The organism is Kosakonia sacchari SP1 (assembly GCF_000300455.3).
Classification (GTDB): domain Bacteria; phylum Pseudomonadota; class Gammaproteobacteria; order Enterobacterales; family Enterobacteriaceae; genus Kosakonia; species Kosakonia sacchari.
This window is the reverse complement of the sequence record NZ_CP007215.2, coordinates 2,935,496-2,948,929: the sequence shown is the minus strand read 5'-3', so window position 1 is coordinate 2,948,929 and position 13,434 is coordinate 2,935,496. Positions and strand designations below refer to the sequence as shown.

General features: G+C 50.9%; 15 protein-coding genes. 8 read left to right on the top strand and 7 right to left on the bottom strand.

Annotation, left to right across the window (positions count from 1 at the left end):
* Positions 1-8: 8 nt before the first annotated feature.
* Genes csgF through csgD form a run of 3 tightly spaced genes read right to left on the bottom strand, consistent with a single transcriptional unit; the run spans position 9 to position 1,493 of the window.
* Positions 9-422 (bottom strand): curli production assembly/transport protein CsgF, encoded by a 414-nt coding sequence (csgF, locus tag C813_RS36920; protein ID WP_017456369.1) that lies wholly within the window; start codon positions 420-422, stop codon positions 9-11.
* A gap of 26 nt (positions 423-448) precedes the next feature.
* On the bottom strand, positions 449-838 hold the full coding sequence (gene csgE / locus C813_RS36915) for a curli production assembly/transport protein CsgE (protein ID WP_017456370.1): 390 nt from the start codon (positions 836-838) through the stop codon (positions 449-451).
* Positions 839-842: 4 nt separating this feature from the next.
* Positions 843-1,493, bottom strand: a complete 651-nt coding sequence (gene csgD, locus C813_RS36910) for a biofilm master transcriptional regulator CsgD (protein ID WP_017456371.1) — start codon at positions 1,491-1,493, stop codon at positions 843-845.
* Between the two features lie 589 nt (positions 1,494-2,082).
* On the opposite strand from csgD, the gene csgB reads away from it, so the two are divergent.
* The 5 genes from csgB (at position 2,083) to ymdB (ending at position 4,462) form a co-directional block, all read left to right on the top strand.
* Positions 2,083-2,538 (top strand): curli minor subunit CsgB, encoded by a 456-nt coding sequence (gene csgB, locus C813_RS36905; RefSeq protein WP_025263649.1) that lies wholly within the window; start codon positions 2,083-2,085, stop codon positions 2,536-2,538.
* Positions 2,539-2,578: 40 nt separating this feature from the next.
* On the top strand, positions 2,579-3,028 hold the full coding sequence (gene csgA / locus C813_RS36900) for a curli major subunit CsgA (protein ID WP_017456373.1): 450 nt from the start codon (positions 2,579-2,581) through the stop codon (positions 3,026-3,028).
* A 51-nt stretch (positions 3,029-3,079) separates the two neighbouring features.
* Positions 3,080-3,400: a curli assembly chaperone CsgC gene (gene csgC, locus C813_RS36895; protein ID WP_017456374.1), complete on the top strand. Its 321-nt coding sequence runs from the start codon at positions 3,080-3,082 to the stop codon at positions 3,398-3,400.
* 142 nt (positions 3,401-3,542) lie between these two features.
* Positions 3,543-3,851, top strand: coding sequence for a fimbrial protein (locus tag C813_RS36890; RefSeq protein ID WP_017456375.1), 309 nt, complete (start codon positions 3,543-3,545; stop codon positions 3,849-3,851).
* 80 nt (positions 3,852-3,931) lie between these two features.
* Positions 3,932-4,462 carry an O-acetyl-ADP-ribose deacetylase gene (gene ymdB, locus C813_RS36885; protein WP_017456376.1) on the top strand — a complete coding sequence of 177 codons (531 nt, stop codon included), beginning with the start codon at positions 3,932-3,934 and terminating at the stop codon, positions 4,460-4,462.
* 36 nt (positions 4,463-4,498) lie between these two features.
* On the opposite strand, the gene mdoC is transcribed toward ymdB, so the two are convergent.
* The gene (gene mdoC / locus C813_RS36880) at positions 4,499-5,647 is read right to left on the bottom strand and encodes a glucans biosynthesis protein MdoC (RefSeq protein WP_017456377.1); all 1,149 of its coding nucleotides are present in this window, start codon (positions 5,645-5,647) and stop codon (positions 4,499-4,501) included.
* 273 nt (positions 5,648-5,920) lie between these two features.
* On the opposite strand from mdoC, the gene mdoG reads away from it, so the two are divergent.
* From mdoG to C813_RS36865, 3 genes are all read left to right on the top strand, one after another.
* On the top strand, positions 5,921-7,456 hold the full coding sequence (gene mdoG / locus C813_RS36875) for a glucans biosynthesis protein MdoG (protein ID WP_020457411.1): 1,536 nt from the start codon (positions 5,921-5,923) through the stop codon (positions 7,454-7,456).
* Positions 7,449-9,977 (top strand): glucans biosynthesis glucosyltransferase MdoH, encoded by a 2,529-nt coding sequence (mdoH, locus tag C813_RS36870; RefSeq protein WP_017456379.1) that lies wholly within the window; start codon positions 7,449-7,451, stop codon positions 9,975-9,977. The genes mdoG and mdoH overlap by 8 nt, the downstream gene beginning before the upstream one ends.
* Positions 9,978-10,073: 96 nt before the next feature.
* Entirely contained in the window at positions 10,074-10,277 is a 204-nt protein-coding gene (locus tag C813_RS36865) for a YceK/YidQ family lipoprotein (RefSeq protein ID WP_017456380.1), read from the top strand.
* Here C813_RS36865 and C813_RS36860 read toward each other — a convergent pair whose 3' ends face one another.
* From C813_RS36860 to C813_RS36850, 3 genes are all read right to left on the bottom strand, one after another.
* Positions 10,278-10,652, bottom strand: a complete 375-nt coding sequence (locus C813_RS36860; RefSeq protein WP_086869972.1) for a MysB family protein — start codon at positions 10,650-10,652, stop codon at positions 10,278-10,280. It lies immediately after the preceding gene.
* Positions 10,653-10,946: 294 nt separating this feature from the next.
* Complete coding sequence (gene mdtG, locus C813_RS36855) at positions 10,947-12,194, bottom strand: multidrug efflux MFS transporter MdtG (RefSeq protein ID WP_017456382.1); 1,248 nt, start codon at positions 12,192-12,194, stop codon at positions 10,947-10,949.
* Between the two features lie 138 nt (positions 12,195-12,332).
* Entirely contained in the window at positions 12,333-13,253 is a 921-nt protein-coding gene (locus tag C813_RS36850) for a Kdo(2)-lipid IV(A) acyltransferase (protein ID WP_017456383.1), read from the bottom strand.
* Positions 13,254-13,434: the final 181 nt, after the last annotated feature.

The following is a 13,434-nucleotide window of genomic DNA, read 5'->3' as shown; positions in this document are numbered from 1 at the left end:
ACAGTGGCTTAAAAGTCCGTTGAACCGCTTTGCAAGCCCGACACCTGAATTGTTGATGTCTTGCCGGTTTTTCTGTCGGTGACATTTAATTGCAGTTGTCCATCTTTGTTGGAAATATCCACGATAAAATCGCTGGTCACCATTCGCCCAGGTTTACCGGTATTAATATTGGTAAGTAGCCCGCCCAATATTTGTGATTGTATTGCCTGGGTGAAATTATCCAGCGCGGAAGTGGTTTCCACGCCGTAATCCTTATAGCTGGGATCGGTATAAGAATTTTGTGCCTGGGCGCTATTTAATAAAAATGCACCGTTATTAGGATTACCGCCGAAATTAGGATTACGAAACTGGAATGTCATGGTTCCCGCCCAGCATGCAGGCGCGACAAGCAACAGCGCAAGCAGGGTATATATGCTACGCATAATAGCCTCCGGAGATTTAACGTATTTTAGAATTCATCACTCGCCATATCGCCAACGCTCAGCAGCGCCTGGTTTATTTGCAGGTGATCGATCGCTTGCTGGGTTTGCGCCAACGCGATTTCAACATTTTTCTCAAAATCGCGGTGCGTCGGGAAAAGAAAAGTCTGGTAGACGACACTCTGATTGACGATTATCGTTATCCAGCTTCCCCAACGGGCGCTAGGTCGTTCATTAATGGTTAAATTCCCTTTCCAGCTACTTTCCCACTTATCACTAAATGCACGATAAAAATCGTGTCCGACAGACGATACCGTGTGATCGGCTAACAGCCCGGGAACTTCAACTTCAACAGCCGATACGTTTACGCTGGCAAACAGTAAAACGGCGGTTGCCAGACGACACCCATAACGTTTCATAGCGTTAACGCCTGAGATTATCGTTAGCCCAGGAGACGGCTTGCGTACGGTTTTTTACAGCTATCTTCCTGAAAAGATTATAAAGATGGGTTTTAACTGTATTTTCACTAATGAACAGCGAACGGGCTATTTCAACATTTGATGCACCGATACGCAGCTTATTAAGGATCTCTTTTTCGCGGTGGGTAAGCAGTGCAGATTCAGTGCTGTAGTAACGATAATTCCCGGCATGAGTGATGAGATAACTCGCCAGTTTTTGCGAAAAATAGCACTCACCACGTTGCACACCTTGTAACCCGTCGACCAACTGGCTTCTGTCCTCTGAAATGTAAAATACACCCGTAATATTTGGCCAGTTTTCTACATTCTGGAATGGGTAATCAAGAGGGGTATTCATCAGCAATAGCTTAATATCACCATTCTTTTGTGACAGGATATTCTGCCATTGTTGAATCAGTTTTTTATCTGCATCAATCATGTCGAATAAGACAATGCTCAATGCGGGAATGTCATCGAGAGGTCGTTGAATATTATGGAGCTTTCCGGGCAATGATAGCGCGAATTTTAAATGTTGCAGAAGCGCTGTTGCCTGTAATGAGGGTTTGGTTATTAATAATAAAACTGAAATAGCTGAACTATGGACTTCACTAAACATGATGAAACCCCGCGTATTTGTTTTTTGTTCATCAACTTCAACCCCGGTTATTCACCAGAGAAACCAGATGTACTGTCGGATGCGCTATTCTGTGTTCAGGAATAAGTGATCAGCCCGTGTAAGGGAGAAATAATACAAAGTAATGAGTGCTGCGAATTCAATCTAACGCTTGCTAACCTTAAAGCAAGTGTGAATCATGTAACAGAATGTAAAATTAAATATTGAAATGTTATTTTGATGTTCTGGTTCGTTGATATACAAACGCTAAAACAGCGTGAGTTTCAAAAGGATGTTGTGCGAAAATTTATAATAAGAACAACAGCCTGACTTTTTTTGGCTTCAGGTTTTCCTTATTTTTGCGTTTTGCTGTTGCCACCTATCATTTGCATTGACAGTTATAGCATCGGGATGACTATTTAAGAAAAATCATCTGATGCGGTCTCTGCTGCAAATGGGGGATAATTTTTCTTCATGCTTAAGAATGATATGAGTAATGAAAATCCAACTTGCTGGTGAGATATTTTCTTTTTATCCACGGCATACTCAGTTTTGCAACCCGGTATTAACAAATAAGTTTGGCGGTGACAGCATGAAGAACAAAATAGCCTTTATGATGTTAACCCTGCTAGGAATGCCGTGCCTCGTAACAGCAGCCGGATATGACCTGGCAAATCCGGAATATAATCTGGCGGTGAATGAACTGAGTCAGGCACCTTATAATCAATCAGCCAATATCGATCAACATGGTGCGAGTAATAATGCGCATATTGATCAACGAGGTTCTAAATTATTAGGTGTTATTTCGCAAAATGGCGGAAACAATTCAGCGCAAATTAATCAGTCCGGAAGTTATAACCTTGCTTATATCGATCAGGCAGGTAGCGCCAACGATGCAAGTATTACGCAGGGTGCTTATGGTAATAGTGCAGTTATTATTCAGAAAGGCTCGGGCAACCGGGCAAATATCACGCAGTACGGTACGCAAAAAACGGCAGTAGTGGTGCAACGACAGTCGCAAATGGCTATTCGCGTTATTCAACGTTGAAAGCGTTGCGACTTTAATCTCAATCCAACGGGGGTTTACCATGAAACTTTTCCAAGTGGCAGCATTCGCAGCGATCGTTGTTTCAGCAGGCGCATTTGCAGGCAGTGTCCCGCAGTATGGCAATGGCGGCGGCCATGGCGGTGGCAGCAATGGTCCAAATTCTGAACTGAGCATTTATCAATATGGCAGCGCCAACGCCGCCCTTGCTCTGCAAAGCGATGCACGTGAATCTGACCTGACTATCCATCAGTATGGTTCCGCCAACGCCGCCGATGTGGGCCAGGGTTCTGATGCCAGCTCTATCGATCTGGTACAGAACGGGGCGCAAAACAATGCCACTATCGATCAGTGGAATGGCCGCAACTCTGATATTTCTGTGAGCCAGTACGGTGTGGGTAACGGTGCGCTGGTTAACCAGACCGCATCGGGATCTAGTGTCACTGTCCAGCAAACCGGTTACGGTAACCACGCTACTGCGAATCAGTACTGATCCCCCGGGCAGGAATAAACAGGGCTGCGGCCCTGTTTTTTTGGAGGCGCTATGCATACCTTATTATTGCTGGCGGCGTTATCCAGCCAAATCACGTTCAATACCACCCATGACGGCGACAATTACACCATTACCCCGCTGGTGCAGGTTACGCAGGATTGTGTTTGCCAGGTGCAGATTATTACCGAGCGCGAAGGCGCTGCGGGTGTGAGCCAAAGCCGGCAACGAAACACAATGACGCTCCCGGCGAATCAAACGACCGCGATTTCGCGCATTCGCTTGAATATTTCCGCGCGCGATAACGTCAAAATTATCGTCACGGTGTCTGATGGTCAGTCGCTGCATCTCGCTCAGCAGTGGCCTGCCGAATAATAATTTTCATAATCCACTCAGTGACAAACATATTCCCCATCTGAATGCTAATTTTAATTAAGGAGCATGCTAACGGTGCCGATATTTAACGTATCAATGGCCGAAGCTCAACCGTCAGGGATGAGTGACTTACGAGGTGTTTATGCGTCTGTTTCATGCGTTCGTGTTGCCTGTTGCCTGCTTTTGCATAATGTCATCTGCCTATGCGGGAACTCAGCTGGCAGGAGGGGCAATCCATTTTCGTGGTGCCATCGTTGAAGGCGGCTGCGAAACCCACACTCAGAACCAAAATCTGCGGCTCTCCTGTCTGCAAGACAATAAAATGCAGACTCAGCAAATCCATATCACTGATGTAACCGGGCAATCACTCTTTCCACAGGTTGCGCAAGTCCAGATGCGCTATCTTGATGCGCAGCAATCCCGCGCCGAGGTTACCATCACCTATAACTGATGATTTTGAATATGTTGCCCTTGCTATTTCCGGGTACACTTAACGGTGTTAACGGGTTACTGGCCGGAAAGGGGGCAAGAATGCAACCACGTATGCAGGTGCTTCAGGGGGATATCACCACGCTTGAAGTGGATGTGATTGTGAATGCAGCAAACTCATCACTGCTCGGCGGCGGTGGTGTGGATGGCGCGATCCATCGTGCCGCTGGGCCAGCTTTGCTCGACGCGTGCCGACAGGTACGTCAGCAGCAGGGAGAGTGTCCGCCAGGCCATGCGGTGATCACGGCAGCAGGAAATTTAAAGGCGAAGGCGGTGATCCACACGGTTGGACCGGTCTGGCGTGGCGGAGAGGAGAATGAAGCGCGCTTGCTGGAGGATGCATACTGCAATAGCCTTCTGCTGGCGGAAGCCAATAGTTACACAAGCATTGCTTTTCCCGCTATCAGTACCGGCGTGTATGGTTACCCAAAAGCCGCGGCGGCAGAAATCGCCGTTAATACCGTTGCTACACATCTCATTCGTCGGCCTCAACTCCAGCAGGTAATCTTTGTTTGTTTCGATGACGAAATGACGCAGCTTTACCAGCGCTTACTGACTCAGCACATCCAATAAGGCGCGGCTGCTCTGCGGGCAGGGCAGCCGGAAACGTTATCTGGCGTGAGCATGACGCTTCGTGTCGTTTTGTTGCGGCTTGCCGGAAAAAAGGAAGCGTAGCAGCGGAATGCGCAGATGGATTTCATACAACAGCACCGCAATGCCAATGACGAAAACCAGTCCGGTAAGAAAACCAAGGAGATTGGACTGGATATGCGGTGTGATCCACGCGCCAAATAGCAACGTCAGCGGATGGTGTACCAGATAGATAAACAAGGACGCGTTCACGAAATAACTGACGCGCGCTGACTGGAAGTTCAGCAATTTGTGGCCCAATGAAAAGACCACATTGACCATCCACAGCCCCAGCAGCATGGTGATAACCGCCTCGGTTTCGTACATCCAGCCATCACCACTGCCATAGCGCTGGTTAAGCAAATAAGCACCAAAGGCCAGCGCTGAACCGAGCATGCACCATGGTGAAGGCGTGGTGAAAAGTGACTTCAGTCGCGAGTTAATGAATGCCAGCGCACCAAGAATAAAGAACGGAATGTAGAACAACGTCTGCATGACCGCAAAATTAAACAGCGCGTCACGCAATATATCCGGATAGCTCATCAACACAATTCGACGCAATGCAGCCCAGGCGATACCTAACAGCAGGAACCAAAGCGACAGTTTCGCCAGCGAAATATTACCAGCCAGCCAGTTAGCGCTATTTTTTAGTTTTTTAAACAGCACCATGCTAACCGTGGTTAATACCACAAGGACTAATAAGAACCATAAATGGGAGATGAGTTCCCATGACAGCGTGTTGAATTTGTCATAAGTCGATAGGGTGTGCCATTCAGCCGTTTTATCCTTCACATATTGCAACATAATAAATTGCGGCAGCGTCAGCAGCGGGATCGCGGTGAGCATTGGGATGCCGACGCGCTCAACACGCAGTTTCCACCAGCGCTTAAGCGGGTAACGCAAATACAACATGTATGAAAAATAGCCGGAAATAACAAAAAACACCTGCATACGGAACGCATGTATGGCGTCATTGAACAGCGTTAGCCACCATGAAGGGTAGGCGCTGTTTACGTGCCACATATGGCTGGAGTAGATCAGCGAAATATGAAACGGGATCCCAAGCAGCATCAACCACGCGCGTATGGAATCAAGGAAATATTCTCGTTGTGCGGGGGTTTTGGTCATATCACTCCGTACATTCTCAGACTTTTCGTCTTATCCATAAGACAAATAATGATTACATTCGCAACCAACCCTACACTATGACCGATAACCTGTCTCCAGGATAAGCCTGCAAAACGATAAAGGGTTAGTTTCATTTGCTTATTCATTGAGCCTGCAGGGAGAACAATGCGGGGATTCAGTTGTCGGATTGCCTGAGTTTCCATTAAAATGGATCGGATCGATTTAAGCACACAAAGGGGGAAGTGCTTAGTTATTATGAAACCTAAATTACGAATGATGAAAATGCGTTGGGTAGGTGCTGCTGTTCTGTTGTCACTTTATACGTCATCAGGCTGGGCCTTTTCTATTGACGATGTCGCAAAACAGGCACAATCACTGGCCGGTAAAGGCTACGAAGCACCCAAGACCAATTTGCCCTCTGTGTTCCGTGAGATGAAATACGCGGACTATCAGCAGATCCAGTTTAACCACGACAAAGCCTACTGGAACGCGATCAACACCCCATTTAAGCTTGAGTTTTATCACCAGGGTATGTACTTCGACACGCCAGTGACCATCAACGAAGTGACGACCACTGCCGTACGTAAAATCAAATACAGCCCGGATTACTTCAATTTCGGCAACGTCCAGCACGATAAAGACACGGTCAAGGACCTCGGTTTCGCCGGTTTCAAAGTTCTGTACCCCATCAATAATAAAGATAAAAACGATGAAATCGTCAGCATGCTGGGCGCAAGCTACTTCCGTGTGATTGGTGCAGGGCAGGTATATGGCCTTTCCGCTCGCGGTCTTGCCATTGACACTGCGTTGCCATCTGGCGAAGAGTTCCCGCGTTTTCGCGAGTTCTGGATTGAGCGTCCAAAACCGACTGACAAACGCCTGACCATTTACGCGCTGCTGGACTCACCGCGTGCAACAGGCGCATACCGTTTTGTGATCATTCCAGGCCGCGATACCGTGGTGGATGTGCAGTCCAAAGTTTACCTGCGCGACAAAGTGGGCAAACTCGGTGTTGCGCCGCTGACCAGTATGTTCCTGTTTGGGCCGACTCAACCCTCTCCTGCAACCAACTATCGCCCGGAATTGCATGATTCCAACGGCCTATCGATGCTGGCAGGCAACGGCGAGTGGATTTGGCGTCCGCTGAACAACCCGAAACATCTTGCTGTAAGCAGCTATGCGATGGAAAACCCGCAGGGCTTTGGCCTGCTGCAGCGTGGTCGTCAGTTCTCCCGTTTTGAAGATATCGATGACCGCTACGATCTGCGTCCGAGCGCGTGGGTGACACCGAAAGGCGAGTGGGGCAAAGGTAAAGTCGAACTGGTCGAAATCCCGACCAATGATGAAACTAACGATAACATCGTCGCTTACTGGACGCCGGATCAACTGCCGGATCCGGGTAAAGAGATGAACTTCAAATACACCATCACCTTTAGCCGTGACGAAGACAAGCTGCATGCGCCAGATAATGCATGGGTACTGCAGACGCGTCGCTCCACAGGGGATGTGAAACAGTCGAACCTTATCCGTCAGCCTGACGGAACTATCGCGTTTGTGGTGGATTTCACCGGCCAGGATATGAAAAAGCTGCCGAAGGATACCCCAGTAACCGCGCAAGCCAGCATTGGCGATAACGGTGAGATTGTGGAAAACACCGTTCGCTATAATCCGGTTACGCAAGGTTGGCGTTTGATGTTGCGCGTGAAAGTAAAAGATCCGAAGAAAACCACGGATATGCGCGCGGCGCTGGTCAACGCCGACCAGAACCTGAGTGAAACCTGGAGCTATCAGCTACCTGCCAATGAATAAGACAACTGAGTATATCGACATGTTGCCGCTTTCCGCCTCGGAAAAAGCGGCGCTGCCGACAGAGAGCATTCGCAGCGTGCATGAGGCGCTGGATAAAGAGCATACGAGCTGGACGCGTGAAGATGATACGCCGCTGGGTTCTGTGACAGCACGTCTGGAACATAGCTGGCCGGATTCGCTCGCCGAAGGGCAATTGATCAAAGACGATGAAGGACGCGCGCAGCTTCAGGCGATGCCGAAAGCCAAACGCTCCTCGATGTTCCCCGATCCGTGGCGCACTAACCCGATTGGCCGTTTTTGGGATCGTCTGCGCGGGCGCGAAGTTGCGCCCCGTTACCTTGCGCGTTTGACCAAAGAGGAGCAAGCGCACGAGCAGAAATGGCGCACCGTCGGTTCTATCCGTCGTTATATCCTGCTGGTGCTGACGCTGGCGCAAACCGTCGTCGCCACCTGGTATATGAAAACCATTCTGCCTTATCAGGGCTGGGCGCTGATCAATCCAACGGATATGGCGGGCCAGGATCTGTGGGTTTCCTTTATGCAGCTCCTGCCGTATGTGCTGCAAACCGGTATCTTGATCCTGTTCGCGGTGCTGTTCTGCTGGGTTTCCGCCGGGTTCTGGACTGCGTTGATGGGCTTCCTGCAACTGTTGATTGGCCGCGATAAATACAGTATTTCGGCCTCGACAGTGGGCGATGAACCGCTAAACCCGGAGCATCGCACAGCGCTGATCATGCCTATCTGTAACGAAGACGTGGATCGCGTGTTCGCGGGCTTGCGCGCAACCTGGGAATCCGTGAAAGCAACCGGCAACGCGGCACACTTCGATGTCTACATCCTGAGCGACAGCTACAATCCGGATATCTGCGTAGCTGAGCAGAAAGCCTGGATGGAGCTTATTGCAGAAGTGCAGGGCGAAGGGCAGATTTTCTACCGTCGCCGCCGCCGTCGCGTAAAACGCAAAAGCGGTAATATCGATGACTTCTGCCGTCGCTGGGGCAGCCAGTACAGCTACATGGTGGTGCTGGATGCGGACTCCGTGATGAGCGGTGAGTGTCTGACCGGGCTGGTACGCCTGATGGAAGCGAACCCGAACGCAGGGATTATCCAGTCGTCACCGAAAGCGTCCGGGATGGATACGCTCTATGCGCGCTGTCAGCAGTTTGCGACCCGCGTTTACGGGCCGTTGTTCACCGCGGGTTTGCACTTCTGGCAACTGGGTGAATCCCACTACTGGGGCCATAACGCTATTATCCGCGTGAAACCGTTTATTGAGCACTGCGCGCTGGCGCCGCTGCCGGGTGAAGGCTCGTTTGCCGGTTCGATTCTGTCGCATGACTTTGTCGAAGCCGCGCTGATGCGCCGTGCCGGTTGGGGGGTGTGGATTGCTTACGATCTGCCTGGCTCGTATGAAGAGTTGCCGCCGAACCTGCTCGATGAGCTGAAACGCGACCGCCGCTGGTGCCATGGCAACCTGATGAACTTCCGCTTGTTCCTGGTAAAAGGTATGCACCCGGTTCACCGCGCCGTGTTCCTCACTGGCGTGATGTCCTACCTTTCTGCACCGCTGTGGTTTATGTTCCTTGCGCTTTCCACGGCTTTGCAGGTGGTGCATGCGCTGACGGAACCGCAATACTTCCTGCAGCCGCGCCAGTTGTTCCCGGTGTGGCCGCAGTGGCGTCCAGAGCTGGCTATCGCGCTTTTCGCTTCGACAATGGTACTGCTGTTCCTGCCGAAGCTGCTGAGTATCATCCTGGTATGGTGCAAAGGGCCGAAAGAGTATGGCGGTTTTATTCGTGTAACAATTTCTCTGTTGCTGGAAGTGCTGTTCTCGGTGTTGCTTGCGCCGGTGCGTATGTTGTTCCACACCGTGTTTGTGGTCAGCGCGTTCCTTGGCTGGGAAGTGGTATGGAACTCGCCGCAGCGTGACGATGACTCCACGCCGTGGGGTGAAGCTTTTATGCGCCACGGTTCTCAGCTGCTGCTGGGGCTGGTGTGGGCTGTCGGGATGGCGTGGCTTGATCTCCGCTTCCTGTTCTGGCTGGCACCGATTGTCTTCTCGCTGATCCTGTCGCCGTTTGTGTCGGTTATCTCCAGCCGGTCTACTGTCGGTCTGCGCACCAAACGCTGGAAACTGTTCCTGATCCCGGAAGAGTATTCTCCGCCGCAGGTACTGGTGAATACGGATAAATACCTGGAGCTGAACCGCTCGCGCAGCCTGGAAGATGGCTTTATGCATGCGGTGTTTAACCCGTCATTCAACGCGATGGCAACGGCGATGGCAACGGCTCGCCACCGCGCAAGTCACGTGCTGGAAATTGCCCGCGATCGTCATGTTGAGCAGGCGCTAAACGAAACACCAGAGAAGCTGAACCGCGATCGTCGCCTGGTATTGCTGAGCGACCCGGTTACGCTGGCGCGTATGCATTATCGCTTGTGGGCGGCCCCTGAGAAATATCTGTCATGGGCGAGCTACTATGAAACGCTGAAGCTTAACCCGCTGGCGTTAAAGGCAAAGTAAGCCGACATTAAGGAAAATACCGGCCTGAGAGCCGGTATTTTTTTATCTGTATCAAAGAAGAAGAGGTTGCCTGTGAGAGTGATTTTAGTGGTATTCATGGCGTGGCTGCTTAGCGGTTGCGGCAGCATCGTCAGCCGGACAATCCCCGGCCAGGGACACGGTAATCAGTATTACCCTGGCGTTAAGTGGGATGTCCGCGACTCGGCGTGGCGCTACATTACCGTGCTTGATCTTCCCTTTTCACTGGTGTTTGACACACTTTTGTTACCGCTGGATGCTAATCACGGCCCTTACGAGTAATCAGCGCTCATCCCACTCATCAGCGGCTGTCTGTCCTTCTTCGGTATCAAGAGGCGGTTCCAGCTGGAATTCACCTTCGTCCCATTCGTGCAGCGTATTCTCTTCCTGCCACTCTTGGCTTATCTCGATTTCATCGAAATCACCGTCAAAGACACTTTGCGCGGCTTCACCGCTCAGAAGAGGCAGACACTCACCTGGCTCTTCTTCATCCGCAAAAAACTCAGCGCGCCACGCGATATCGCCATCCTGAAGAACATACTTTTGCACATTGAATTGCTGCACGCTGATTTCTTCTTCATCAAGATCCGGGTTATCGGCAATGAATAATTCCCGCGCGGCATCAATTGCTTCCGACAGTGTTGAGTAATACTCCAGTTCAGCTTCGGCCATATCATCGCTCCTGAGATAACAGTAAAAAAGGTATGCACAAACCTATAGACGTTGGTTTTGCGAGCGTCAAATTTGTCATAACTGAATCAGCGATTTCATGGCATAACGAGAAACGTGTAGTGCTGAATAACAGTTCGCCTGCGGGAACGGTAACTGATGCTTGTGGCTGCGTCTTATGTTTAATGTGTCGCAGTAGAGATATTGTCAGCCGCGCCAGTTATCCCGCTTTCGACTTTGATTGGCCCGGGAAATATGCACGAAACAGCTTCGTTTTCAGCGCTACTCCTGGCGTTGAACGCTGCGGGTTGCCTCGGTTCTGGCGCGACGGGCAGGGCGCTGCAAACTGAACCATGAATAAATGGCATTAAACAGAACAACGCCCGCCGTCACGCAAAATACCGCGCGAAAACCATAGCTGGCCGACACCGCCGCACCCATCAGCGGACCGGTAACATTTCCAATATCGCGAAAAGACTGGTTGTAACTGAATATCCGCCCGGCAATTTGATTAGTGGAGTTGTAGACCAGCAAGGTTTGCACCGCAGGAAGCAGCGCTCCGTCAGCAGCACCGAGCAGGAAGCGCAAAATGCCCAGTTGCCATGGAGTTTGCACCAGGGACATTGGCAACAGTAACAAGACGGAGATTATCAATGCCGCGACCAGAATTTTCTCCGGGCCGATTTTGTCTCCCAATTTGCCCAGACGGGGCGCGCTAAGCAGTGCCGCGACGCCAGGCACGGAGGCAATCATGCCGCTGATAAAAGCAATATTACTGACATTACCGGCCAGATCGCGCACATAAAGGGTCAGAATCGGCGCAATAGAACCCGTCGCCACCTGGATGATCATGGTGGTGATAAACAGGCTCAGTACCAGTTTGGGGCTTTTTAGCGAGGCGAAAACCTCTTTGAAGTGCAACATCTCGCGTTTTGCTACCGGGGTGAAATTTTCGCGGATGCAAAGTAGTGTGAGCAGAAAACAGATAAAAAGCACAGACGCGGTAATAAAAAAGACCATCCGCAAGCCCCAGGTATCAGCCAGCAAACCGCCAGCCAGCGGGCCAAGCAGCGCGCCGCTGACGCCTCCCGTCGAGAGCGTACCCAGCGCCCAGCCGCTTTTGTTGCGTGGCATTTGCGTGGCGATCAAGGCATTGGCGTTGGGGATAAAACCGCCCAGTAAACCGAGCAGCGCCCGCAGCACCAGAAGTTGCCAGACATTGTGTGCAATGCCCATTAACGCCATAACAATCGCCATACCGAGTGCGGAACGCAGTAGCATGATTTTCCGTCCTTTACGGTCGGCAAGGCCGCCCCAGAAGGGAGACGCGATGGCAGAGAACAGGAAGGTGATGCTAAAGACTAAACCGGACCACATATTGAGCGCGCCGGGATCGGTGATGCCAAGCTGCTCGACATAGAGGGGAATAAAAGGCATTACCAGGCTAAACGCCGCGCCGGTGAGAAAACAGCCAAACCAGGCCACGGTGAGATTGCGCTTCCAGTTTATTGGGGCATCAGAGTGAGACATAATCGTCCATAACAGCACACATTAATAATAGTCGATAGCAAGCATGCTAATTATGCGCCCGGGTTATGATTGCCGCAATGCGCTGACGCAGGTTTGTATGACAAAAAAAGAGCCTGCATTTGCAGGCTCTTTATCGATTCAGTAGCGAGAGGGGACGCCTTCCGGGCGCGTTTTGAAGCGGCGATGCAGCCACATATATTGCTCTGGCGCCATCATAATGCAGCGCTCAACCACTTTGTTCATCCATGCGGCGGTGGTTTCTGCGTCATCGAGCGGAGGGGAACATTCTGGCTCAAGGATAATCAGTTCATACCCTTTGCCGCCCGGTTTACGGCGTGGAACAAAAGGTACGATACAGGCCTGAGACATGCGTGCCAGCATCCAGGTTCCGGACGTGGAAGCCGCATCTTTAACGGCAAAGAAAGGGGCGAAAACGCTGGCGCGCGGGCCGTAGTCATGATCGGGCGCATACCAGACGACATCACCCGCTTTCAGGGCGCGGATCATACCTTTGAGATCTTTACGGTCGATCATGCTTTTATTAGAACGCATGCGACCCCAGGTTTGCAGCAGGTCAATAACCGGGTTGTCATTAGGGCGGTAGACTCCAATCCCCGGTTCGTTCAGACCAAACATGCGGGCACCAATTTCCAGCGTCAAAAAATGTACGCCGATCAGCAAGATTCCTCGGCCTTGCGCTTGCACGCTTCTGACATGTTCAAAATCGATAACGTCCATCCAGCGTGACATCCGGCGATCGGACCAGAACCAGGCCATGCCGGTTTCCATCAAACCCATGCCAACCGATTCAAAATTTTTCGCGACCATTTTCTGGCGCTCTGTTTCGCTCATGTGCGGAAAGCAGAGTTCGAGGTTGCGCTGCGCAATACGCGCACGACGTCTCATCAGGCGCTGCGCCAGGCGACCAATGCCGCAGCCGATGCGGTAAATCACGGGATAGGGGAGTTGAACAACTAACCACAGCATGCCGACCCCGAACCAGAGAGCCCAGTAGCGCGGGTGGAGAAGCGATGCCGTAAACTTGGGTAAATGCGTCATGACTGTCCTGTTTGAAGCAACAATTCCCTGTATTCTCGCATTTTTTCGGAATTAACCAAAACCAGGGCGCACAGAATGCCTGTTTTGTCAGGAATTGTTGCGTCGTAATCGTTAGAATGAGAGAAAATGTAGCGCAAAATGTGTGGATGTAAATTATCAGTATTTGCTTTATGATGCCGCC